This is a genomic window from Mesorhizobium sp. M0518 (assembly GCF_040321125.1).
GTDB lineage: Bacteria > Pseudomonadota > Alphaproteobacteria > Rhizobiales > Rhizobiaceae > Mesorhizobium.
Genome location: NZ_JAMYQY010000011.1, coordinates 112,920 through 135,567 on the forward strand (window position 1 = coordinate 112,920; position 22,648 = coordinate 135,567).

Below are 22,648 nucleotides of genomic sequence, written 5' to 3' on the forward strand. Positions count from 1 at the left end.
CAAGCCGCGGCGGATCAGTGTAGCGCTTTCTTGGGAGGGAGGCGCTGTTGTTGGCTTATTTTGCCTTGGCGATCACGATCTTGCCGTCAACGATGCCCTTTTTGATCTCATCGAGCTTGGCGGTCATCTCTGCCGGGATCTTGGCGGCGATGTCATCGCAGACCTTGACCTCGACACCGCCCGAGGCGAGGTCGAAAGTGCGGGTGCCGGCGGTGATCTTGCGGCCCTCGACCTCGTCCTTGATCAGCGTGTAGACGGCGATGTCGCCGCGCTTCAGCATGCTGGCGAGCACATTTCCGGGAGCCGAGCCACACATGTCGATGTCGACGCCGATCGAATATTTGTCGACCGCGGCACTTGCCTGCATCACGCCTTCACCCGTCGGGCCGGCGACGTTGTAGACAATGTCGGAGCCTTGGCCGTAAAGCGCCTGGGCAAGTTCGCTTCCCTTGGCCGGGTCGTCGAAGGTTCCGGCGAAGACGGAGTTTACCTTGACGTCGGGCGCGGCATATTTAGCGCCTTGCTCGTAGCCGCCCAGGAAGTTGCGGATCACCGGGATATCTCGGCCGCCGACAAAGCCGATCGCCTTGCCGTCGCCGATCTTGTCGAAGGCGGTGCCCTTGGCTTCGATCATGCCGGCAAGCGCGCCGGCGACGAAGGATCCCTGCTCCTCGGCGAAATTGGCGTAGATCATCTTGGGGTTGTCGAGGACGCCATCGATGAACACGAAGCGCTGGTCAGGATATTCGGCGCTGACCTTTTGCAGCGAGTCCACCAGCTCCCAGCCCATCACGAAGATGAGGTCGTACTGTTTGCCCTTGGCAAGATTCTCGAACTGCTGCTGGTAGTCGAGCGCGCGATTGCCGGTGTCGACCAGCTTGAGGTCGATGCCGAAATCGGTCTTGGCCTTGTTGAGGCCGTTGACGATCGAAACGCCGAAGCCCTGGGCAAAATATCCCGAGATGGCGGCCACGGAAACCTTGGCCTGTGCCGCGGCCGGTCCGAACGAAATGGCAAGCATCGTGCCGGCCAGAAATAAACTCTTGAGCGCCCTTTTCATGTCATTCCCCTTCAGCTTTTTTCAGCTTTTGAAGCCACGCTTTGACCATCCCCACGTGTCCGCCGGGACAACGGCGAGTTCGTTGATGGTCATATGAGTTTAGGAGCGGCTTAACAGGCTGTCAATCGTCATCCGATGCAGTTTTCTTGGCCCTTCGCCCACTTGCTCGACGTCTGCGCTTGACAAATGTCCATGGGCATAATTGTTGATACTCTAATGAGTTTTTATGAACGACGGGATGAAGGAAGCGAACGATGCCGGCTGTGGTGGTCAGGAAATTTCTGGTTCAGGTCGAAGAGATATTCCATGAGGGCGGACCCCACGCGGCACGCCCGCTCAAGCGGGGCGCGGTCGTCGCGGTCATCGCCAACCCTTTTGCCGGACGTTATGTCGAAGAGATCACTGGCTTCATGGAAGACCTGAAGCCGCTCGGTCTCGATATGGCTCGGCGCCTGATCGACGCCATTGGTGAAGGCGGCCAGGCCATCGAAGGCTATGGCAAGGGTGCCATAGTCGGCGCCGCCGGCGAGCTTGAACACGGCGCGCTCTGGCATAATCCGGGCGGCTATGCGATGCGTGAACTGCTCGGCAATGCCAAGGCGATCGTGCCTTCGACCAAGAAGGTCGGCGGCCCCGGAACGCGCATCGATATCCCGATCACGCACATAAACGCCTCCTATGTGCGCAGCCATTTCGATGCGATCGAGATCGGCATTGCCGATGCGCCGCGCGGCGACGAAATGGCCGTCATCCTGGCGATGACCACCGGCGCACGCGTTCATGCACGGGTCGGCGGCCTTGCCGCCCCCGACATCAAGGGCGAGGACGGATTGCGATGAACCCGGAAATCCGCCGTATCATCACCATCGTCGAGGAAACCCGGATCGAAGGCGGGCGGCCCGTCGATCCGCCGACGCGGCGTGCCGCAGCCATCGCGGTGATCCGCAACCCCTATGCGGGTACCTACGTCGAGGACCTGTCGGCACTGAGCGCCATAGGCGAAGCATTGGGAGATATCTTGCCCAAGCGCGCCGTCGCTGCTCTGGGCATTGCCGGCGACCGGGTCGAGAGCTTCGGCAAGGCCGCCGCCGTCGGCGCCGACGGTGAGCTCGAACATGCCGCCGCCATCCTTCATCCAAAGCTCGGTGCCCCGTTCCGCGATGTGCTCGGCAAGGGGGCCGCGCTCATTCCTTCATCGAAGAAGCGCGGCGGCCTCGGCGTGCCGCTCGATATTCCGCTCGGTCACAAGGATGCGGCGCGGGTGCGCAGCCATTTCGACGGCATGGAGGTTCGTGTTCCCGACGCACCGCGGGCCGACGAGATCGTCGTCGCTATCGCCGTCACCGATTCCGGCAGGCCGCACCCGCGCGTCGGCGGGCTGACCAAGGACAAGATTGTCGGGATTGACGGCGTCGGCTGACCGTCAGGCCGCCAGGACTTCCGGCACCCGCATCGCCGGAGGCGTATTTCTGCTCCGGCCGATCCGCACCACGCCGTCGATGACGACCATTCCAATGCCTGGAAGATTGCCCAGCGCCACGCTGTCGAGCAGCCCGTCGCCGGCACCGCCGATCGCTTGATCCATGAAGATCAGGTCGGCGGCGCGACCGGCCTCGATGATGCCGCGATCATCCAGTCCGCGCACACGCGCCGTGTTGCCGCTGGCAAGACAGAACGCCACTTCCGGCGCGATACCACCCAGCGAAGCCAGCATGGTCAGGGTTCGCAGGATGCCAAGCGGCTGCACGCCGGATCCGGCCGGGCTGTCGGTGCCGAGGATGACGCGCGAAAGTTCGCCGCGCTGCCTTGCCAGGTCGAGCACGAACAGTCCGGTGCGCAAATTGCCGTTATGGACGATTTCAAGCGCCCTCGAGCCCTTCTCGCAGATCTGCCGTATTTCCGCGTCGGGCAGGGCGGTTGGCCCGCCATTGACGTGCGCGACGATGTCGGCGTCGACCTCCAGCACGACATCCGCGCCGATGCGGCCGGAGCCGGGCAGGGATGGACCGCCCGTGTGGGTCATCGAGGTCATGCCGTATTTGCGCGCCCAGGCGATCATCTGCCGGCCGGTCGGCCCGTCCTTGACGCCGCCAAGTCCGACCTCGCCGACAAGCGTCACGCCGGCCTCGGCGAGACTGCGGAAGTCTTCCTCGGTAAGGCCGGGTTCCAGGATCGGTGCCCCGGCCAGGATCTTCATGCCGTTCGGACGGAAGTTGGAGAAGGTGCGTTGGGCAGCGATCGCCAGCGCCTTCAGCCCGACAAGGTCGCGCGGTCGGCCCGGCGTGTGGACTTCACCCGCCGAGATCATGGTGGTGACGCCGCCATGCACAGTCGAATCCATCCAGCCGATCTGGTTCTGCCGAGGCGTCCAGTCGCCGGCCACCGGATGGGCGTGGTTATCGATAAGACCCGGCGAGACCGCACAGCCCATCGCATCGATGATCGTCGCCGCGCTGCCGCCATCAATGTCGCCTGCCTTGCCAATGCTGGTGATGCGTCCATCGCTCACGACGATGGTGTCGGCGTCGATGATCGGTTGTGCGAGATCGCCACTCAGCATGAGACCGATATTGCGGACGACGAGCGTGTTGGCAGACGACTGGGAGTCGGACGACATCGGTTCTCACTTTTGCTGTTATGGAAAAAAGGACTGGACGCGGCTTATTTGCCGCCGTCGCCATTCGATGGGTCGTCGTCGTTGATGCGCTGGAGCAGGCGAAGCAGCGTCGCCTGCTCAGCCGGTGAGAGCGGCGACAGGAACCGCCGCCCGACCTCGACGCTGCGTTCGAGCCGCTCCAGCGTATAGTCGGTCCCTTTGCCGGTCAGCGCGATCATCGTCAGGCGTTGGTCGGTTTCGGAGGCGCTGCGCGTGATCAGCCCGTGTTTGAGCAGTTTGCGCATGACGATGCTGATGGTCGACGGGTCCATCGCCGTCAGCCGGCCGAGATGGTTCTGCGAGACTTCGCCATGCTTGAGGATCGTGGCGAGCGCCGCGAATTGCGTTGGCGAAAGGTCTTCGCCGGCCATCACCTGCTGGAAGCGCAACGTCGCGCGCTGATGCGCCCGGCGGATGACGTGCGCCGGGTGGCGGTCCAATTCATAGCCGGTCTCGGCGTATTGTTGCAGCACTTGCTCGCGGCTCGGGGGTGCATCGCCGCTCGGCGTTTTCGGCGTCGCGCCTTTTTCGGATTGCGGTTTCTTTTCAGTCGTCACACCGGACTCCTATCGCCGCTGTCTTGGATGTCGCCGGTTTGAAAAAAGCTCAAGCCGCGACCTCCGCTGGTTGAAGCGACCTCCCGTCGCGGAGGGCTGCGACGACATCAGCCGAATCGCTGACCACGCCGAAATGGGTCGCTATGTCATAGAGCGAGCTTTCCTGCTCGCGTGGTCCCGTCGCCGCGCAGCAATCGCTTGGCACCACCACCTCATAGCCCTCGAAAAAGGCATCATGGACGGTCGAGCGCACACAGATGTTGGTGACCACGCCGAAGATGATCAACTGATCGGTCTGCATGTCTTTCAGCGTCAGGTCGAGGTCGGTTTGAAAGAAGGCCGAGTAGCGCCGCTTGATCACATGGATCTCGTCATCGCGGGCGCCGAGATCCTCGATGATCTCCGGCCCCCAGCTTCCATCCAGGCAATGCGGTGTGCGCTTCAGCCATTCGCGCTCGCGTCGCATGCCCGGCCGGTGGCTGTCATGGACCCAGATCACCGGCACGCCGGCGGCGCGCGCGGCCTCGATCACGGCCAGTTGCGGCGCGACCAGCGTCTCGTACCCAGGCAGGACCATGGCCCCGCCGGGCTTGCAGAACTCATTGACCATATCGATGACGACAACGGCCGCACGGCGTGGATCGAGGCGCACCGCGTCATCGTGCCGATGTGAGGAAAAACTGTCCACGGACATGGCGAGCTCCTTTGACCGATCGTTGATGCTCATACAAAAAACCCTAGCGGATGCCAAGTCAATCCCGTTCGACGCAAAGCGTGCTGGTCGGCCTTGCGCACCGCGCTCCGACAAGCGTATGCGCTATTTGTCCATCGCGAAATGGCCTTGACAACGCTTGTCAGGCATGCGCTCGATTTGTATGACCATCAACAATATTCAAGCCGCTTAATTGCGGAGCCGAGGCCGAGATATGAAAACCATCGTCACCGGAGCCAGCGGCCTGCTTGGCCGCCATGTGGCCGAGGCTCTGGTTGCGGCCGGCCACGATGTGCTTGGTGTCGATGCCGTGGTGCCGGGTGAGGTCGCATGGCGCCACGCAACCGCCGATTTGACCGATCTGGGATCGACGCTGCAGCTGGTGCGCGATTGCGATGCCGTTGTGCATGTCGCGGCCATTCCGCGGCCGACCGGCCGGGCCGGCGGCGAGGTGTTCAAGACCAACATCACGACCGCCTACAATGTGGTCGAGGCAGCTGCCATGGCCGGCGCCAGGCGCTTCGTCTATGCCTCGTCCTTCAGCGTTTTCGGCTATCCCTTTTTCGAGAAACCTGTGCGGCCGCCCTATCTGCCGGTCGACTTGAACCATCCGGTCGGCGCGCAGGACCCGTACGGCCTGTCGAAATGGCTGGGCGAGGAAATCGTCGACGCGGCGGTGCGCCGGGGGGCCTTCTCGGCGGTCAGTATCCGCATGCCGTGGATCCAGACGCCGGGTTCTTTTTTCGAGGGCGTCGGGCCGCGCCGCGCCACCGCCGACAGTGCCCGCGACCTGTGGGCCTATCTCGATGCGCGCGACGCCGGGCAGGGCTTCCTGCGGGCGCTTGAATGGCAAGGCGATGGCCATCTGCGCGTCCTCCTGAGCGCCGCCGACACATTCATGGAAGAGGAGACCGAAGCGCTCGTGCGCCGGGTCTATCCTGATGTCGCTCTGTCGCGGCCGATCGCCGGCTTCGGCGCCGTGCTCGACACGGTCCATGCGCGCGAAACGATCGGTTTCGAACCAAAGTATTCATGGCGTTCCTATCCAAAGCCGGAGACCGAAGGATGAAACGGTTCGACCAGAAAAAGGTCCTCGTCACCGGCGGCGCCGGCGCGATCGGCAGCGCAGCGGTGCGGCGTTTCCTTGACGAAGGCGCGCGGGTCGCCATTGTCGACCGCAATGGCGCGGCGGCGCGGCAATTGGCCAGCTCCCTCGGCGACGACGCCCTGGCGATCGAGGCTGACGTCACCGATGAAGCGGATGTGCGGCGCGCCGTCGCAACGATCGTCGAGGCGTTCGGCGGCCTCGACGTGGTGTTCAACAATGCCGGAATTTCCGGCGTCGTCGCTCCCGTTCACGACCTGCCGGTCGAAGACTGGGATACGACCATCCGCATCAATCTGCGCGGCATCTTCCTCGTGCTGCAGGCGTCGCTTCGGGCGATGATCGAGGCCGGGACCGGTGGCTCGATCGTCAACATGGGCTCGTCCATGGCCGGTTGGGACGTCCTTTTGGGTGGTGCCGGCTATGTCGCTTCCAAACACGGGGTGGTCGGCCTGACGCGGGTCGCAGCGCTCGATGCCGCGCCTTACGGCATACGCGTCAACGCCATCTGCCCCGGCGTGATCGAGACGACGCTTGGCGTACCGGTTTCCGGCGACGGCGAATTCAAGAGCAGCGTCCAGCATTTCGCCGACCGCATTCCGTTGCGCCGCATCGGCCAGCCGGACGATGTCGCGGCCGCCGTGGCTTTCCTGGCCTCCGACGAGGCGAGGCACGTCACAGGCGTGGATTGGCTGATCGACGGCGGCCAGACCTTGCAGAGCTGGGCCAACGCGCCGGCTGGCGGCGCGTTTCCGAAATTTCGCTAAAGTCTTTTCGGCGGCATTGCCTGGATGATCCGAACGGCAAGATCGAGATCGGCGAGCCCGCCCGAAAGCGGCGTGCGCGGCTTCGCGCCGCCATGGACGCAATCGGCGAAATGCAGCCATTCGCGGCGGAACGACGTATCCGGAACGCCAGGCAGAGCGCGTTCGGATGCAGCTTCGCCTGTGGTTTCGCGCAGCCGGACGGTCGCCGAGGCATTGCGGAAATAGGGGTTCTGGAATTCGATCCGCACCTCGTCGCGCTCACCATGCACGTGGATCCACTCGTCCCACCATTCATACTGGGCAAGTGCCATGTCGAAGAGGCAAGGGACGCCGCCATAATCGAGCACGGCCAGCAGCTGGTTGGGACCGGTCTGCTGTGCATGCACGACGCGGTCCGGCGTGCCGAAAGCGCCGCGCATGACGGCAAGGTCGTGGCTGGCGAGGCTGAGCAGTACAAGATAGAGATCGCGATAGCCGGCATGGTCCACACCGAGCGCCGCCTCGATGCGCCGAGCGACCGTTTCGCGTCCCGCCGCTAACACATCGGCCGGCACGTCGGTGACCCTGGTCTGCGTGTAGAGTTGGCCATAACGGTCGAAGCGGCCCGCGAAATCGTGGACATGGATCGACTTCGGCCGGCCGATGGCGGCGATGCGCTCCAGCCCGATCTCATAGCCGGGATCATAGAATTTCATGTAGCCGACAAGGGCGACGAGGCCGCTCCGCTCGGCCTGCTCGACCAGCGGGCGCGCCTCCTGCGGCGTGAAGGCAAGCGGCTTCTCGACGATCAGGTGCTTGCCGGCTCGGATTGCATCGGCGACCATCTCGCCATGATCGTAGGTGCAGATCACGACCGCATCGACATTCGGGTCGGCAAGCAGCGCGCGATGGTCGGTATATCTGGCAGTGACGCCATAATGTTCCGCCACCTTGTCGACCGTGCCGGAAGAGATGTCGCACAAGGCGGCGATGCGAAACGCCGGCAATTCCATGAGATAAGGCAAGTGCATCAACTGGGCGATCTCGCCGCAGCCGATGACGCCAACGCCAATGACGCGATCCTGCATGTCAACCCTTCACGGCGCCGGCTGTCAGGCCGGCGATGAACTGCCGTTGCATGGCGACAAAGACGACGATCACCGGCAGTGTCGTGATCGTCAACGCGGCGAAATAGAGCGTCCAGAGCGAGTCGTATTGCTGGAAGAAGCTGACCAGTCCAAGCGGAATGGTCTGCACTAAAGGGTCGCGCAACAGCAGGAAGGCCAGGAAGAAATCGTTCCAGATCTCGATGAAGCCGAAGATGAGGATCAGCGCCACGCCCGGCCGCACCAGGGGCAGCATGATGTGGATCAGGATCTCGAGCCGGCTGGCGCCATCGATGCGAGCGGCATCTTCGAGGTCGGCCGGCAATGTGATGAAGAAGCTGCGCAGGATGAAGACCGAAAGCGGCAGCGACGTCGCGGCATAGATGAAGGCAATGCCGAGCCGGCTGTTTATCAGGCCGAGATCGCGCGCCACCAGGAACAGCGGAATGGCCATCACCTGCGGCGGCACCAGCATGGCCGCAACTGCGACTGCGACCACAAGACCGCGTCCGGGGAAACGAAGACGCGCCACCGCATAGGCGCACGGCGTCGCGACGGCCACCAGGATGATCAATGCCGAGCCGGTGACGAAGATGCTGTTGACGATGCGCGATCCCATGCCGGCGATCCGCCAGGCATCGGCATAGTTCTGCAGCACCAGGCTCGATGGCGGACCCCAGACATTGCTGAGCATTTCCTGTTTGGTCTTGAGCGAACCGAACAGCACCCAAAGCAGCGGATAAAGGGTCTCGAAGAGCACGAGAATGAGCGCGGCATAGATGCCGCCAAGTTCGAGGATGCCGCGCATGCCGAGGCGCTGCATGAGCCCGCGACGGCGAGAGCCGGCGGCGCCATCATCCAGGGGAAGCGGAGGGTTGGCGGCTGCTCTCATCAGACGTCGAGCCTTTGCCGCCGCATCAGGGCCAGCAGGCCGACGCTGGCCAGCCCGACGATCATGAACAGCACATAGCCGATCGCCGCGGCGTAGCTCATGGCGCCGTCCTGGAAGGCCTTGCTCATCATGTAGGTGAGCACCACTTCGGTGGCGTGGTTCGGACCACCCTTGGTCAGGACATAGACGATGTCGAAGTTGCGCACGAAGGCGCCGGAAAGGCCGAGGATGGTGTTGATGAAGATGATCGGCATCATCATCGGAACGGTGACGTGCCGGAAGCGCTGCAAGGGGCCGGCGCCGTCCATCTTCGCCGATTCATAAAGCTCCGAGGGGATCGTCTGCAGCCCGGCCAGATAGATGACGGCATGGAAGCCGAGCCATTTCCAGACATCGACGACGATGATCGAGTAGAGCGCGATGTCGGCGTCGCCGAGCCATGATCGTTTCAGCCCGGCGAGGCCAATGAGATCGAGCCCGCTGTTGAGCAGGCCGAAGACGGGATTGTAGATCCAGGACCAGAGCAGGCCGACGGCGACGAAGGACATCGTCACCGGGATGAAGGCGGCGGCGCGAAAGAAGGCGCGGCCGAGCAGCGCCCGGTTCAGAAGCAGCGCCAGCCCGAGGCCGAGCACGTTCTTCAGGACGACGACGGCAACGACGAAAATCAGATTATTGCGCAGCGCACCGAGGAAGATGCGATCATGCGCCAGGCGCATGTAGTTGGAAAAGCCTGCCCAGGTCGGGTCGGAAAACCCGTCCCAATTGTGCAGGCTGAGCCAGAAGCCGTTGACGAACGGCCAGAGGTAGAAAAGACCGAAGAGGATCGCGGCGGGCAGGATCATGACGAAGGCCGTAGCCCCGTCCCCGGCATCGAAACGCCAGGTGCCGGATCGGCTCGAAACAGGAGCCGCCTTTTGCGGTCGCGTGCTCACGCGGCCTTCGCGCCTTGCGGGGTCAGCACCAGCCCGAGCGTGTCCCTGACATAGGCGATGCTCTCGAGCGTGCTTTGCTCTGCCGTTTTCCTGGACGCATCCAGCTCGATGATGGCGAGCCCATCGTAGTTTGCATCCAGCAGGACGTCGACGATGCCGGCGAGATCGACGACCCCGGCGCCGAGCTCGCAAAAGGCGCCATAGCGGTCATAGCCCTTCAGCGCCGGATCGACCCTGGTGTCCTTGAAATGCATGTAGCGCACGGCCGAAATGTAGGTCTTTACCGCGTCGACCGGATCGGAATTGGTATGCGCAAGATGCGCCGGATCGATGCACAGGCCGGCCAGATCGGTATCCAGTTCATCCATCATGCGATCGAGCTGGTCGCGGCGCTCGATGAAGGTGTCGAGGTGCGGGTGATAGACCGTCTCGATGCCAAGGTCCTTTGTCCGCCTGCCGATATCCTCGAGCGCCCGGCAAAAGGCGCGGTAGTCGTCGGCCGTGTGCGCCCCGGCAGCGGCTTCCGATGGACCGCCGCCGAGAACCAGCACCGGTGAGCCGAACCCCTTCAACATCCTGGTCAGCGCGACGAGCACATCCCGTTCATAGGGCCAGGCGACGGGGTTGGTGAAGATCGCATTGACGTAGAAGGAGGAGAGCTTGATGCCATACTCGCTCTGGCCTTCCGACAGCAGCGCATAGCGCCGCAAGATGTCGGTGTCGGTGGTCACCCCCATCGGCGCCTGGTTGCCGAGCTGCATGTATTTGCGGGCGTATTGGTCCGACAGGCTGGTGAAGGCGAGGATCTCGAACCAGCCGAAGCCCTGGTCTGCCAGGAACTTGATGGCTGGCCGTAGCGGAAGGCCGGTCAGGTCCCAGCTGTTCAGATGATAACCGATCGAGAAGCGCTGCCGTTCGGCGCGATGTGTCGTCATGTGTTCTCTCCGATGGGCGAGGCTGCCCGAAGCAGGCAGCCTCTGTTTTTCTTGCCTGGCGCATCAGCCCGACCGGATGTGCGCTCGCTTGCAGGCGCTACTTCAGGGCCTCATTTGGGCGGCCAACTGCCCTGGGCCTTGAGGTCGTCGAAAATGGCCTGGATCGATGCGGCGGCATCTTCGGGCGTGGTCGTGCCACCGACGATGCCGGCGATTGCCGAAGACGTGGCGCTCGCGACCTCCGAGGGCCAGATCCAGTCGAGGAACTTGATCGTGTTCGGGAAGGCTTGCTTGCGCAGTTCGACGGCATAGGCATCGTCGACCTGCGGCACGCCCTTGATCGAGGCCGCGATCGGCTGTTCCGGCGCGAGGTAGAGCGTCGCGACCTCGGGCCTTGTCAAATATTCGATGAACTTGACCGCGGCATCGAGCTTCTCGGGCGGGATCGAGGAGGCGACGCACATGCCGTTGTCGGCACCGCCGCCATGGCCAGGCGCGCCCGGCGTTCCGTCCATTTTCGGAAAGGCGAAGACGCCCCATTTGAAGTCCTTGACGCTCGACTGCAGCGACGGGATTTCCCAGGTGCCGCCATAATACATGGCGCTCTTGCCGGCGGCGAAGGCCGCACGCATGCCGTCCTGGTCGACGGAAAGCGAATCCTTGGAAAGGATGCCATCATCGACCCATTGCTTGATCAGCTTGAACCCCTCGACATCGGGCGCGTCGGTGAATTTCGCCGTGCCCTCGAGGTTCTTCTGCGTCTTGCCGACCGGGTCGCCCGAGGCCTGCGAAAAGGTCTCGAAGTACCACATCGGCCACATCACGGTGTTAGAGCCCTGATGCAGCAGAGGGATCACGCCCGCGGTCTTGAACTTCGGCACGGCTGCCTTCAGGTCGTCATAGGTTGGCGGGACAGGAATGGCGAGCTTCTGAAAGAGATCGACATTGTAGAAGATCGTCGATGTCGACAGCGTCGAGATCGGCACGCCGTAGACTTGGCCGTTGACCGTGAAGGCGCCAAGTGCGGCGGCGTCGATCCTGTCCTGGAACGGCTTGATCTTGTCGGTAATCGGCATCACCAGTTTTCGCCTGACATAGGCGCCATTGGTGTAGAAGGCCGGGCAGGCGATCAGATCCATTTCCTGGTTTGCAAGTTTTGCGGTCATCACGCGCTGGATGGAATCGGTTTGCGGCCCCTGGGCATCCCACTCGACCGCGGCGACGTCGGGGTTGGCCTTGAGGAAGCCGTCGATGACCTGCTGCTGGATTTTCTTCTGTTCGTCCGGCGGTTGACGCGGCGCGAGTTCGTCGAGCGCCGAGCCGCCGAAAATCTTGAGCGTGATCCCGTCGGCGTGGCCGATGCCGGGCAGTGTGATCAGGCCGAGGCCTAGCAGTGCGGAGGCAAGGATGGGGGCGATGGGACGTTGTTTCGGACGATGGGTCACTCTCTGCTGAAGGGGCATCTGGCTCTCCTTTACGCCAATGCCGAGGGGCAACCTCGGGACCAATATCGTTGATGGTCATATGATCTTGGTCGCCTGTTGATGTTTTTGTCAATCGGCAACAATGCCTATTATTTCATCGATCGCGTTGGCGCCTTTCAGGGTTGAAAATGGCTCGGTGGCTGCTGAAACCTGTCGTCCAGTACTGCGTCTGGGTGAAGGCCAAGCCCCGATCCTTATGATCTACTTCACGCCGATGCCGGCGGTCAGGCCGCCATCAATCCTGTAGTCCGCGCCGGTGCAGAAGCCGGCCTTCGACGAACACAGGAAAGCGATGAGTTCCGCCACCTCCTCCGGCTCGCCGATGCGCCCGATGGGATGCGCTTCGCCGAAGCGCTTGTAGGCGGCCTCTACATCGGCATCGCTGCCATTGTCGCCACGCGCAGCCTTTTCCAGGATCGGAGTGCGGATCGAGCCGGGGCTGACGGAATTGACGCGGATGCCGGAGCGCGCGTGGTCGAGGGCCAGGGCGCGCGTCAGCGTGTGGATGGCGCCCTTGGTCGTGGCATAGGCGGCGACGTTTTGCTGGCAAGCAAAGCCCTGCACCGAAGCGACGTTGACGATGGCGCCGCCGCCCCTGCGGACCATTTCCGGGATGCCGAAATGCGCGGTCAGATAGATCGACCCGACATTGACCGACATCGCCTTGTTCCAGGTCTCGAAATCGGTGCTGACGGCGGTTCCGTATGGATGCACCGCCGCCGAATTGACGATGATATCGAGGCCGCCGAACCGCTCGACGCCGGCCGCGACGGCGTCGCGAACCTGCTCCGGTACGGAGACGTCGGCGCTTATGACCAGCGCCCCGGCTCCGGAGTTCTCCAGTTCCGCTTCCAGCGCCGCGTTGGCCGCGCGATCGATGCCGCAGGCGACGATCGCAGCGCCTCCAGCCGCAAGGCGTCTGGCGGTTGCGAGGCCAATCCCGGTCGTCCCCGTCACCAAGGCAACCTTGCCGTCGAAATCCTTCATTGGGAAAACTCCTTCATTCGGTGTCTGAAACCGTTCCTAGTTTGACACCCATTGTGGTCCAACAATAGGTTGCCGTTCTCTCGCAGAAGGAAGCGGCAATGGAACAGTGCTGGCGCTGGTATGGACCGAACGACCCGGTAACGCTCGATCATGTCAGGCAGGCCGGTGCGACCGGCGTGGTGAGCGCCTTGCACGATATCTATGACGGGCGCGCCTGGCCCCTCGAGAGCATTCTGGAGCGCAAGCGTGTCATCGAGGCCGCCGGCCTGACATGGTCGGTGGTCGAGAGCATTCCGGTCCACAATTCCTTCAAGATCGGCACGCCGGAACGCGAGCGCTACGCCGGCTACTATCGCGACTCGATCCGCGCGCTCGCCAAGGCCGGCATTGCGACGGTCTGCTATAATTTCATGCCGGTGGTCGACTGGACGCGCACGGATCTCGCCTATCGGCTTCCCACGACCGGTTATGCACTGCGTTTCGATGCCATCGATTTCGCGGCCTACGATTTGTTCGTGCTGAAGCGCGTCAATGCCGAGGCCGGCTATACCCCCGCCCGCATCGCCGAGGCGGAAGCGCGGCTGAAGGAATTGAGCAGCGAAGCTATCGACAGGATCGAGCGCAACCTGATCGCCGGCCTGCCGGCAACCGAGCGCAGTTATAACAGGGACAGTTTTCGCGAGGCCCTGGCGGAATACGACGCGATCGGACCAAAGGAGCTGCGCGACAACCTTGCCTGGTTCCTGCGCGAGATCATTCCGGTGGCCGAAGAGGAGGGGGTGCGCATGTGCATCCATCCCGACGACCCGCCCTTCTCGCTCTACGGCCTGCCCCGCATCGTTTCGACCGCCGAGGATGCGCGTTTCATCCTCAACGCCGTCGACAGCCCCGCCAACGGCCTGACGTTCTGCACTGGCTCCTATGGGACACGCGCCGACAACGACATCGTCGCCATGGTCAAGGAGTTCGCGGACCGCATCCATTTCGTCCATCTGCGCAACATCACCATCGAGGATGACGGCTCGTTCCACGAGGCCGAGCATCTCGAGGGCGGCACCGACATGGCGCATGTGATCCTGGCTCTGATGCAGGAAGAGGCGCGCCGCCGCCGGGAGGGCCGTGCCGACTGGCGTATTCCGATGCGGCCCGACCATGGCCATCTGCTCGCCGACGATATCGGCAAGACCAGGATCAATCCCGGCTATTCGCTGATCGGCCGGCTGAAAGGCCTCGCCGAGCTGCGTGGCATCATGCGCGCCATCGAGCGGTTCGAACTGGCTTGAGTGGTTCCCTCAATTCGGCTGGCAGGATCTGAAACTATCGCGCCGTTTTTGCACTCCCGCGGTGCTTATATGCCACATTGATGAGAAACGCCCTGGGCCGCATCGCGCCAGGGCAGCCATGCGCTGCCGCAGTTCGGCGAAGCTGGGCATGGATTGTCCGCATGGCTTGACGACAAACTTGGTGATGCGGCTCGACACTGGCCGCTTCGACACCATCCAGTAATGGATTGTCACAAACACCGCGATCTTTAGGAAAAATCTCCACGCGCGATGCTTTGAATTACACTAAATCCATAGAAAAAGATCGATCCCGTGCTGAGCGCGTTTGTCTGGGTTGTCATATGGCAAAATCTCCTATTATTCTCAATGGCTTCACCATGAATGCCGTCTCCCATGTCGCCTACGGCCTTTGGCGTCATCCGGCCGACCAGGCCTATCGACATGCCGAGCTCGACTACTGGATCGAGCTTGCCAAAGCACTGGAGGAGGGCGGCTTCGATTGCTTGTTCATCGCCGACGCGCTGGGCCTTCTCGACGTCTATGGCGGTGGATACGACGCCTCGCTGGCAAAGGGCGTGCAGTCCCCCGTCAACGATCCGCTGTTGCTGGTCTCAGCGCTTGCCGGCGCTACAAGCCGGCTGGGTTTCGGCGTCACCGTTTCGACGACCTACGAAAAGCCATATCTGCTGGCGCGCAAATTCACCACGCTCGATCATCTCACCAAGGGGCGGATCGCCTGGAACGTCGTCACCTCGCAGCTCGACAGCGCGGCGCGCAATCTCGGTCTCGACAGGCAGGTGGCGCATGACGAGCGCTACGAGATCGCCGACGAGTTCATGGATGTCGCCTACAAGCTCTGGCAGGGTTCCTGGGAAGACGGTGCCCTGGTGCGTGATCGCGGCAGCGCCGCCAACCCGGACGGTCTCTATACGGATCCGGAAAAGGTCCATCCGATCGGTCATTCCGGTCGCTACTTCAACGTTCCGGGTCCGCATCTCTCGGAGCCCAGTCCGCAGAGGGTGCCGGTGCTGTTCCAGGCGGGCGGTTCGCCGCGCGGCCAGTGCTTTGCCGCTCGTCACGCGGAGGTGGTCTTTGTCGCCGGTGCCGATGTCGATGGCATCCGCCGCAATGTCGCTGAGGTGAAGCGGCTTGCCCGCGATGAAGGCAGGGCTCCAGGCAGCATCAAGTTCATATCCGCGGTCTCGGTGATCACGGATGAAACCGACGCCGCCGCGGCCGCCAAGCTCGCTGACTACAGGTCGCACTACGATGTCGAAGGCGCGCTGGTGCATTATTCGGCAACGACCGGCATCGATTTTTCCAGGCACGATCTCGACCAGCCTATCCGCTACACCGAAACCGATTCCAACCGTTCCCTGCTGCGCATGTTCGATGACCCGTCGTCGGGCCGCCAGTGGACCTTGCGCCAGGCGTTCTCGCCGGAGGGCGGTTTCGGGCGCGGCAAGTCCTTTGTCGGCGGCCCCAAGACCGTTGCCGACGAGCTCGAGCAATGGCTGGAAGCCACCGACACCGACGGCGTCAATTTGACGCATGTGGTCAGCCCCGGCAGCTTCATCGATTTCTCCGCCCACGTCGTTCCCGAGCTGCGGAAGCGCGGACGAATTCGCGAGGATGTCGGTCCCTCGCTGCGGTCCAGGCTCTTCGGGCGTGACAACCGGGTGCCCGCCGATCATCCGGCGGCGCAACACGCTTTCTCGCAGGGCCGTCAGCCGGAGGCTTTGGCATCATGACCATCCACGCCACCGTTCAGCATGAACAGCGCAGCGATTTCCAAGGCTGGGCCGAGAAGGCCGAGGAGGTCGTGCGCGAACTCAAGCGAACAGCTGCAGCGCGCGATCTGGCCGGGGCCGCCCCGCATGCCGAGATAGACCTTTTGCGTCTGGCCGGCCTGCTGACGATCTATATTCCCAAGCGATTTGGCGGCGGTGGCGCGACGCCGGCCGAAGTGCTCAGGATCGTCCGCATCCTGGCCAGGGGCGATACATCGATAGCCCAGATCGTCATCTACCATCTCTTCGGCACGGCAATCGGATTGGACGGCGACAACAAGTCCCTGATCGAAAGACGGCTTCAAGGCTTTCTCTCCAAGGGCTGGTTTCATGCCGGCATCGCGCAGGCCGCCTATGAGCCGCTTGTCGAGGCGAGGCAGGTGGACGGCGGTTTCGTGCTCAACGGCGCCAAGCCTTTCACCAGTGGTGCGCAGGTGGCCGACACGCTGCAGGTCTGGGTGCGCTTTGCCGGGAGCACGCGGATCGCCGGCACCGATGCCAGCGGTCATATCGGCCAGTTCATCGTCGCCAACCCCACGTCAGGCCTCAGCTTCGGCAATGACTGGGACAATATCGGCCAGAGGCTGACGGTGAGCGGCAGTGCGGCGCTCGAAAATGTCGCCGCATCCGCCGACGATCTGGTCGGGCATTGGCCTGATGATACGGTTCATCCGCCGCATGCCACGCTGCATGTGCCGATCGTTCATGCAGCCTTCGGCGAACTTTATCTCGGCACCGCCCTTGCCGCCCTGGAAGACGCCAGGGATTACATCACCCAACGCGGCAGGCCATGGCTGTCCTCGCCGGCAAAGAAAGCCTCCGAGGACACGCTGGTTGTCGAGCGCTTCGGCCGGCTTTCGATCGCGCTGGCGTCCGCGCAGGCGCTCGCGGACGCCGCCGGCGAGGCCGTGCAGCGCGCCTTCGAGCGAGGCAGGGATCTCACCGCGGAAGAGCGTGGCCATGCCGCGGCAATCGCCTACCAGTCGAAGGTGCATTCGACCGAGGTCGCCCTAGAAGTGACGTCGCGGATATTCGAGCTCACCGGCGCCCGCTCGACGGCGCGCTCGTTCGGCTTCGACCGCTACTGGCGCAACGTCCGCACCCACAGCCTGCATGATCCCGTCCACTACAAGGTGCTGGAAGTCGGTGACTTCGCGCTTAACGGCCGTGTGCCGCCGCCAACCTACTATTCGTGAGCCGAAGCATGGCAAGTTCCACCCATAAGGCGGTCAAGCCTCTCATCCTCAACGGCTTCGGTATGACCGTGGTCGGTCACGTGTCGGCGGGCCTCTGGCGTCATCCGAGCGACCGCGCCAACACCTACACCAGCCTCGAATACTGGACCTCGCTGGCCAAGCTGCTCAACGACGGCGGCTTCGACGCGCTGTTCCTCGCTGATGCGCTTGGCCACCTCGATGTCTTCCGGGGGACACCGGATGCGTCGCTGCGCACCGCAGCCCAGTCGCCGGTCAACGACCCGCTGCTGCTGGTCTCGGCAATGGCCGCCGCCACCAGGCATCTCGGCTTCGGCATCACCGTGTCGACCACTTACGAGCAGCCCTATCTCCTGGCCCGCAAGTTCACCACGCTGGATCATCTGACCAAGGGCCGCATTGCCTGGAACGTCGTCACCTCGGTTCTGGAATCGGCGGCGAAGAATCTCGGCCTGGAGCGCCAGATCGACCATGACGAGCGTTACGATCTGGCGCAGGAATTCCTGGATGTCACCTACAAGCTCTGGGAGGGATCCTGGGAGGACGGGGCGGTCGTGCACGATCGCGAGAAGGGGCTCTACACCGACCCTTCCAAAGTCCATCCGATCGGCCATCACGGCAAATATTTCTCCGTGCCCGGCGCGCATCTCGCGCAGCCCAGTCCGCAGCGCACGCCGCTTCTGTTCCAGGCGGGAACCTCGCCGCGCGGGCGCGAATTCGCTGCTCGCAACGGCGAGGTGGTGTTCCTCGGCGGCACCAGCACGGCCTCCATCCGCCGCTCGGTCGAGGCGATCCGTGCCCGCGCCGTCGAACTCGGACGGGCGCCGGATGCGATAAAGTTTATCACCGCGGTCACCGTCATTACCGGAGCCACGGACGAAGAGGCCGAGGCCAAGCACAAGGACTATCTATCCTACACCAGTGTCGAAGCGGCCCTGGCGCTGTTTTCGGCATGGACCGGCGTCGACTGGTCGCAATACCCACTCGACCACCCGCTCGAATATATCGAGACAAATGCCGGCCGTTCAGCCCTTGCCAATCTGACGCGGATCGATGCCGACCGGCGCTGGACCGTGGCCGGGATCGCCGAGTATATCGGGCTCGGCGGCATCCATCCCAAGCTGGTCGGCTCACCGCAGAGGATCGCCGACGAGCTCGAACGCATCGCCGATGAATCCGGCGTCGACGGCTTCAACCTGGCCTATGTCGTCAGTCCGGGCACGTTCGAGGACTTCATCGAATTCGTCGTCCCGGAGCTGCGGCGGCGGGGTCGCATCCGGGAACGTGGCGCGCCCGGCACCACGATCCGCGAGCGCTTCCAGGGAGCGGGCCAGCGGCTGCTGCGCGACGACCATCCGGGAACAGCCGCACGCGACCGCTCGAACTGGGGTACCATCGTCGAGGCGGCCGAGTGAGCGGCATCCATCTCCACTGGTATCTGCCGACCAACGGCGACAGCCGGGAAATCGTCGGCTCTGGCGATGATTCCCATCTCGGCAACGGCCCGTCACGATCGCGGTTTCGGGAAGCGAGCCTCGATTATCTCTCGCTGGTCGCCAAGACCGCGGAGACGTTGGGCTTCGAAGCTGTGCTGACGCCGACCGGAACCTGGTGCGAGGATGCCTGGATAGTCACGGCAGCACTGGCGCAGGTCACCACGCGGTTGAAGTTCCTTGTCGCCTTCCGTCCCGGCCTGATCTCGCCGACGCTGGTCGCCCACCAGGCGGCGACCTTCCAGCGCATATCGGGTGGGCGGCTGCTGCTCAACGTCGTCACCGGAGGCGATCCGCTGGAGCAGAAACGCTTCGGCGATCATCTCGGCCACGACCAGCGCTATGAACGCACGGGAGAGTTCCTCGAGATCCTGCGCGGCGTGGTCCTGCCAGCCGGTTCGGGCCGGCGCTTCGATTTCAGGGGAAAGCACTATGACATTGAAGGCGCCCAGATCGATTTCGGCAAATGGCCGCTTCCCGATATCTTCTTCGGTGGCGCAAGTGGTGCTGCGCAAGCGGTCGCCGCGAGCCATGTCGACACCTATCTGGTCTGGGGCGAGAGCCCGGCAACCGAGGCTGCCCGGATAGGCCATGTGCGGGAACTCGCCGCCGCGCAGGGCCGCAAACTAAGCTTCGGCATACGCCTGCATGTCATCAGTCGCGATACCGAGGCGCAGGCCTGGGAGGAGGCCGAGAGGCTGCTGGAGAGACTGACGCCGGAGCGGATCGCGCAGGCGCAGGCAATCCTGGCGCGCACGGAATCGGCCGGCCAGCGCCGGATGAACGCGTTGCATAGCGACAGCGGCACCGCGGCGCTCACCGCGCGCAGCGTGCGCGATCTCGAAATATCGCCGCATCTGTGGGCCGGCTACGGCCTGGTTCGCGGCGGCGCCGGCACCGCGATCGTCGGCAGCCACGAGCAGGTGGCGTCGCTCATCGAGGAGTACCACGCCGTCGGTTTCGACCACTTCATCCTGTCGGGCCAGCCGCATGTCGAGGAAGCCTATCATTTCGCCGAAGGCGCGCTGGCGGTCTTGAAATCGAAGGGGCTGCTCGCAGCCTGAAACATGTGCGGCCTTTGGTGGTCGCGACAATGGAGCATGACGAGAAGACAATGTCGGACATTCAGATCTATCCGGGCCTCAGCGACGCCGAATTCGAGACCTGGGCCGAGAAGGCCCGCGACGTGGCGCGGCAACTCGCGGCAACGGCGCTCGAACGCGACCGGGCAAACAAGGACCCGGTGGAAGAACTGGCGCTGCTGCGCGACAGCGGCTTGCTTGGCCTGGCTGCGCCACGCGAATTCGGCGGCGCCGGCGCAAACCTCGTCCAGGCGCTTAAGATCAGCCGCATCATCGCCGCCGCCGACGGCTCGATCGGGCAGTTGATCGCCTATCATTATTCCAACGGTGTCTGGACCTACATTCTCGGCACGGCCGAGCAGTGGGAAAAGACGGCGCGTGGCGTCGGCGCACAAGGCTGGTTCCAGGGCGGCGTCAGCAACCCGCGCGACCAGTGGAACGAGATCGAGCATGTCGGCGACCGCCGATTCCTGAACGGCAGGCGCACCTTCGCAACCGGCGCCTCGGTGGCCCAGGTCATCACCGTCAGCCTCTGGGACAACGGCAAACGCGCTCACTATCAGATCCCGCCGACGCGCAAGGGCATCAGCTTCGGCGGCGACTGGGACAATCTCGGCCAGAGACTGACAGCGAGCGGCAGTGTCACTTTCGACCGTGTCGAAGTCTTCGAGGATGAGCTGCTCAGCGCCCTCGACGATTATGAGGGCGATGTCGAATTGCGCGATGGCCTGCGCGTCCTGTTCAGCCAGCTCATCTTCATCAATTTCTATCTCGGCATCGCCGAGGGCGCTCTTGCCGCCGCCGCCGATCATGTCCGCCGCTTCGGCCGGCCCTGGCCGGAGTCCGGGCTGGAACGGGCGATCGACGATCCCTACCATCTGGTGCTGTTCGGCCGGCTATCCGCCGGCATTGCGGCGGGCATAGCAATCGCCGACAAGGCCGCGGCGCTTTACGAGGCGGCACTGCATGCCGGAGCGTCCGTGACGGCGCAGCAATGGGGCGAACTCGCAACGATCATCGACCAGGGCAAGATCGTCGCCAACGACGTCGTGCTCGACGTGACGGCGCGCATCTTCGAAGCGACGGGCGCGCGCTCGACGGCCAACAAATATGGCCTCGACATCTATTGGCGCAACGCGCGCACCCATACCGTCCACGATCCGGTCTCCTACCGGGCGCGCGAGGTCGGCACATATCTGCTGGCCGAAACGCTGCCCAGGCCACGCAGCTACAGTCAGCCGCCGCAGCCGGAGGCCCACAAGCCGGAAGAGCATGGGCCGGAAGCCGTGCTGACGCGGAAAGCGTCATGATATCGGACGTGCGTCTGCTGACCGGGAAAGCCGAGCTCGCGCAGGCCGCGCGCACCTTCCGCACGGCCATGGTCGGCCTGCCGCCTCTCGGTCCGATCGACGACGACTTCCTCGAAAAGCTGTTCGAGCCGGATCGCACCTGGGGCGCCTTTGACGGTGAGGCGCTTGTCGGCACCACCGACTCCTACTCGGGACGGATCGTGGTTCCCGGCGGCGCCTGGTTGCCGCAGGCCGCCGTCACCCATGTCGGCGTGCTGCCCACCCATACGCGGCGTGGCGCCGCCACGGCGCTGTTCAAGGCGCAGCTTCGCGCCGCGCGCGAACAGGGCGAGGCAGCGGCCACCCTTCGGGCCTCCGATGCGCGCATTTACAGCAATTTCGGTTATGCGATCGCCAATACTTCGGTCAGTTTCGAGGTCGACAAACAACGTGCGCGCCTCAGGCGAAAAGTGTCGACGGACAAGATCCGCCTCATCAACATCGACGATGCCTGGGCGACACAGGCGCGCATCTACGCAGGCCAGCCAGCTCCGCGCGCGGGCGTCATCGCGCGCTCGCCATACTGGTGGGATTTTCAAGCGTTGCGCCAGGCGCAAGGCGGCACGCCGTCCTATGTCGCTGTTCACGGCGAGGAGGGCTCTGAAACCGGGTTCGTGCGCTATCATCCCGTCGGTCTCGACAGCTGGTTCACCAGCTCGGAACGCACCATCGTGGTCGATGATATCGTGGCCTACAGTCCGGACGCCTATGTCGCGCTGGTCGCGCATCTGCTGGCTGTCGATCTGCCTCACCGCATCGTCTTCTGGAGCCGCCCCGCGGACGATCTGCTGCCGTGGCTGTTCGAGGATTTTCGAAGCGTTCGCGTTTCGGCGGCGCGCGACGAAACATGGCTGCGGCTCCTGGACGCTGAAAAGGCTCTAACAGCCCGGTCCTATGCCGGGCAGGGCAGCGTCGTGCTGGAAGTCTCCGATGCCATCCTGCCCGAGAACGCGACCAGGCTGCGCCTCTCGCCAGAAGGAGCCGAGCGCACCAATCTGTCCGCCGCCGTGGTGACGGACGTGGCCGCGGTTTCGGCGGCCTATCTCGGCGGCGTGAAGTGGTGGCAGCTCGCGCAGACGGGGCGCCTCGGCGACTTCGACCGGGCTGCGGTCGAAACGCTCGACACGCTGTTCACGGCGCCGGCCTTGCCTCATTCCGGAACAATGTTTTGACAGGCGGAGCTAATATAAAATGTATTTTGAAAGTGTGTTTGAAAAATGGGTAATTTTATCTCAAAATTATGCTCGCTAAATGCAATGGTA

21 protein-coding genes are annotated in these 22,648 nt (G+C 63.5%); 11 read left to right on the top strand and 10 right to left on the bottom strand.

Annotation, left to right across the window (positions count from 1 at the left end; genetic code table 11):
- Window positions 1–55: 55 nt before the first annotated feature.
- Entirely contained in the window at window positions 56–1,060 is a 1,005-nt protein-coding gene (locus tag NKI66_RS17750) for a BMP family lipoprotein (protein ID WP_013530296.1), read from the bottom strand.
- 254 nt (window positions 1,061–1,314) lie between these two features.
- Between NKI66_RS17750 and NKI66_RS17755 the strand changes: the two genes are divergently transcribed.
- Window positions 1,315–1,899 carry an amino acid synthesis family protein gene (locus NKI66_RS17755; protein ID WP_352461270.1) on the top strand — a complete coding sequence of 195 codons (585 nt, stop codon included), beginning with the start codon at window positions 1,315–1,317 and terminating at the stop codon, window positions 1,897–1,899.
- Window positions 1,896–2,480 (top strand): amino acid synthesis family protein, encoded by a 585-nt coding sequence (locus NKI66_RS17760; RefSeq protein ID WP_023809102.1) that lies wholly within the window; start codon window positions 1,896–1,898, stop codon window positions 2,478–2,480. The genes NKI66_RS17755 and NKI66_RS17760 overlap by 4 nt, the downstream gene beginning before the upstream one ends.
- A 3-nt stretch (window positions 2,481–2,483) precedes the next feature.
- On the opposite strand, the gene NKI66_RS17765 is transcribed toward NKI66_RS17760, so the two are convergent.
- Genes NKI66_RS17765 through NKI66_RS17775 form a run of 3 tightly spaced genes read right to left on the bottom strand, consistent with a single transcriptional unit; the run spans window position 2,484 to window position 4,967 of the window.
- Entirely contained in the window at window positions 2,484–3,677 is a 1,194-nt protein-coding gene (locus tag NKI66_RS17765; RefSeq protein WP_352752412.1) for an amidohydrolase family protein, read from the bottom strand.
- Between the two features lie 44 nt (window positions 3,678–3,721).
- Complete coding sequence (locus NKI66_RS17770; RefSeq protein ID WP_023809100.1) at window positions 3,722–4,273, bottom strand: MarR family winged helix-turn-helix transcriptional regulator; 552 nt, start codon at window positions 4,271–4,273, stop codon at window positions 3,722–3,724.
- Between the two features lie 49 nt (window positions 4,274–4,322).
- The gene (locus NKI66_RS17775; protein ID WP_352675901.1) at window positions 4,323–4,967 is read right to left on the bottom strand and encodes a cysteine hydrolase family protein; all 645 of its coding nucleotides are present in this window, start codon (window positions 4,965–4,967) and stop codon (window positions 4,323–4,325) included.
- Between the two features lie 232 nt (window positions 4,968–5,199).
- On the opposite strand from NKI66_RS17775, the gene NKI66_RS17780 reads away from it, so the two are divergent.
- Together NKI66_RS17780 and NKI66_RS17785 are read left to right on the top strand one after the other, a co-directional pair.
- The gene (locus tag NKI66_RS17780) at window positions 5,200–6,054 is read left to right on the top strand and encodes an NAD-dependent epimerase/dehydratase family protein (RefSeq protein WP_023809098.1); all 855 of its coding nucleotides are present in this window, start codon (window positions 5,200–5,202) and stop codon (window positions 6,052–6,054) included.
- Window positions 6,051–6,857: an SDR family NAD(P)-dependent oxidoreductase gene (locus tag NKI66_RS17785; protein WP_352752414.1), complete on the top strand. Its 807-nt coding sequence runs from the start codon at window positions 6,051–6,053 to the stop codon at window positions 6,855–6,857. Before NKI66_RS17780 ends, NKI66_RS17785 begins: the two co-directional genes overlap by 4 nt.
- On the opposite strand, the gene NKI66_RS17790 is transcribed toward NKI66_RS17785, so the two are convergent.
- The 6 genes from NKI66_RS17790 to NKI66_RS17815 form a co-directional block, all read right to left on the bottom strand.
- Window positions 6,854–7,924 (bottom strand): Gfo/Idh/MocA family oxidoreductase, encoded by a 1,071-nt coding sequence (locus tag NKI66_RS17790; protein ID WP_352722383.1) that lies wholly within the window; start codon window positions 7,922–7,924, stop codon window positions 6,854–6,856. The genes NKI66_RS17785 and NKI66_RS17790 overlap by 4 nt on opposite strands.
- Window position 7,925: 1 nt before the next feature.
- The gene (locus tag NKI66_RS17795; protein ID WP_352440741.1) at window positions 7,926–8,834 is read right to left on the bottom strand and encodes a carbohydrate ABC transporter permease; all 909 of its coding nucleotides are present in this window, start codon (window positions 8,832–8,834) and stop codon (window positions 7,926–7,928) included.
- A complete protein-coding gene (locus tag NKI66_RS17800; protein ID WP_352440740.1) occupies window positions 8,834–9,769 on the bottom strand; it encodes a carbohydrate ABC transporter permease in 936 nt (311 codons plus the stop codon). The genes NKI66_RS17795 and NKI66_RS17800 overlap by 1 nt, the downstream gene beginning before the upstream one ends.
- Complete coding sequence (locus tag NKI66_RS17805; protein WP_352440739.1) at window positions 9,766–10,704, bottom strand: sugar phosphate isomerase/epimerase family protein; 939 nt, start codon at window positions 10,702–10,704, stop codon at window positions 9,766–9,768. Before NKI66_RS17805 ends, NKI66_RS17800 begins: the two co-directional genes overlap by 4 nt.
- Before the next feature lie 110 nt (window positions 10,705–10,814).
- Window positions 10,815–12,167: an ABC transporter substrate-binding protein gene (locus tag NKI66_RS17810; RefSeq protein WP_352752416.1), complete on the bottom strand. Its 1,353-nt coding sequence runs from the start codon at window positions 12,165–12,167 to the stop codon at window positions 10,815–10,817.
- Between the two features lie 222 nt (window positions 12,168–12,389).
- Entirely contained in the window at window positions 12,390–13,175 is a 786-nt protein-coding gene (locus NKI66_RS17815) for an SDR family NAD(P)-dependent oxidoreductase (RefSeq protein ID WP_352752418.1), read from the bottom strand.
- Between the two features lie 98 nt (window positions 13,176–13,273).
- On the opposite strand from NKI66_RS17815, the gene uxuA reads away from it, so the two are divergent.
- The 7 genes from uxuA (at window position 13,274) to NKI66_RS17850 (ending at window position 22,558) form a co-directional block, all read left to right on the top strand.
- A complete protein-coding gene (gene uxuA, locus NKI66_RS17820) occupies window positions 13,274–14,458 on the top strand; it encodes a mannonate dehydratase (RefSeq protein WP_352609984.1) in 1,185 nt (394 codons plus the stop codon).
- Between the two features lie 341 nt (window positions 14,459–14,799).
- Window positions 14,800–16,209, top strand: coding sequence for an LLM class flavin-dependent oxidoreductase (locus tag NKI66_RS17825; protein WP_352752420.1), 1,410 nt, complete (start codon window positions 14,800–14,802; stop codon window positions 16,207–16,209).
- Window positions 16,206–17,444 (top strand): acyl-CoA dehydrogenase family protein, encoded by a 1,239-nt coding sequence (locus NKI66_RS17830; RefSeq protein WP_352554984.1) that lies wholly within the window; start codon window positions 16,206–16,208, stop codon window positions 17,442–17,444. The genes NKI66_RS17825 and NKI66_RS17830 overlap by 4 nt, the downstream gene beginning before the upstream one ends.
- Window positions 17,445–17,452: 8 nt before the next feature.
- Entirely contained in the window at window positions 17,453–18,877 is a 1,425-nt protein-coding gene (locus NKI66_RS17835; protein ID WP_352752422.1) for an LLM class flavin-dependent oxidoreductase, read from the top strand.
- Complete coding sequence (locus tag NKI66_RS17840; protein WP_352752424.1) at window positions 18,874–20,019, top strand: LLM class flavin-dependent oxidoreductase; 1,146 nt, start codon at window positions 18,874–18,876, stop codon at window positions 20,017–20,019. The genes NKI66_RS17835 and NKI66_RS17840 overlap by 4 nt, the downstream gene beginning before the upstream one ends.
- A 50-nt stretch (window positions 20,020–20,069) precedes the next feature.
- Window positions 20,070–21,347, top strand: coding sequence for an acyl-CoA dehydrogenase family protein (locus tag NKI66_RS17845; protein ID WP_352752426.1), 1,278 nt, complete (start codon window positions 20,070–20,072; stop codon window positions 21,345–21,347).
- Window positions 21,344–22,558 (top strand): GNAT family N-acetyltransferase, encoded by a 1,215-nt coding sequence (locus NKI66_RS17850; RefSeq protein ID WP_352752428.1) that lies wholly within the window; start codon window positions 21,344–21,346, stop codon window positions 22,556–22,558. The genes NKI66_RS17845 and NKI66_RS17850 overlap by 4 nt, the downstream gene beginning before the upstream one ends.
- Window positions 22,559–22,648: the final 90 nt, after the last annotated feature.

Coding starts and splice junctions, on each gene's coding strand:
- NKI66_RS17750 (WP_013530296.1), bottom strand. CDS start 1,060: ATGAAAAGGGCGCTCAAGAGTTTATTTCTGGCCGGCACGATGCTTGCC.
- NKI66_RS17755 (WP_352461270.1), top strand. CDS start 1,315: ATGCCGGCTGTGGTGGTCAGGAAATTTCTGGTTCAGGTCGAAGAGATA.
- NKI66_RS17760 (WP_023809102.1), top strand. CDS start 1,896: ATGAACCCGGAAATCCGCCGTATCATCACCATCGTCGAGGAAACCCGG.
- NKI66_RS17765 (WP_352752412.1), bottom strand. CDS start 3,677: ATGTCGTCCGACTCCCAGTCGTCTGCCAACACGCTCGTCGTCCGCAAT.
- NKI66_RS17775 (WP_352675901.1), bottom strand. CDS start 4,967: ATGTCCGTGGACAGTTTTTCCTCACATCGGCACGATGACGCGGTGCGC.
- NKI66_RS17780 (WP_023809098.1), top strand. CDS start 5,200: ATGAAAACCATCGTCACCGGAGCCAGCGGCCTGCTTGGCCGCCATGTG.
- NKI66_RS17785 (WP_352752414.1), top strand. CDS start 6,051: ATGAAACGGTTCGACCAGAAAAAGGTCCTCGTCACCGGCGGCGCCGGC.
- NKI66_RS17790 (WP_352722383.1), bottom strand. CDS start 7,924: ATGCAGGATCGCGTCATTGGCGTTGGCGTCATCGGCTGCGGCGAGATC.
- NKI66_RS17795 (WP_352440741.1), bottom strand. CDS start 8,834: ATGAGAGCAGCCGCCAACCCTCCGCTTCCCCTGGATGATGGCGCCGCC.
- NKI66_RS17805 (WP_352440739.1), bottom strand. CDS start 10,704: ATGACGACACATCGCGCCGAACGGCAGCGCTTCTCGATCGGTTATCAT.
- NKI66_RS17810 (WP_352752416.1), bottom strand. CDS start 12,167: ATGCCCCTTCAGCAGAGAGTGACCCATCGTCCGAAACAACGTCCCATC.
- NKI66_RS17815 (WP_352752418.1), bottom strand. CDS start 13,175: ATGAAGGATTTCGACGGCAAGGTTGCCTTGGTGACGGGGACGACCGGG.
- uxuA (WP_352609984.1), top strand. CDS start 13,274: ATGGAACAGTGCTGGCGCTGGTATGGACCGAACGACCCGGTAACGCTC.
- NKI66_RS17825 (WP_352752420.1), top strand. CDS start 14,800: ATGGCAAAATCTCCTATTATTCTCAATGGCTTCACCATGAATGCCGTC.
- NKI66_RS17830 (WP_352554984.1), top strand. CDS start 16,206: ATGACCATCCACGCCACCGTTCAGCATGAACAGCGCAGCGATTTCCAA.
- NKI66_RS17835 (WP_352752422.1), top strand. CDS start 17,453: ATGGCAAGTTCCACCCATAAGGCGGTCAAGCCTCTCATCCTCAACGGC.
- NKI66_RS17845 (WP_352752426.1), top strand. CDS start 20,070: ATGTCGGACATTCAGATCTATCCGGGCCTCAGCGACGCCGAATTCGAG.
- NKI66_RS17850 (WP_352752428.1), top strand. CDS start 21,344: ATGATATCGGACGTGCGTCTGCTGACCGGGAAAGCCGAGCTCGCGCAG.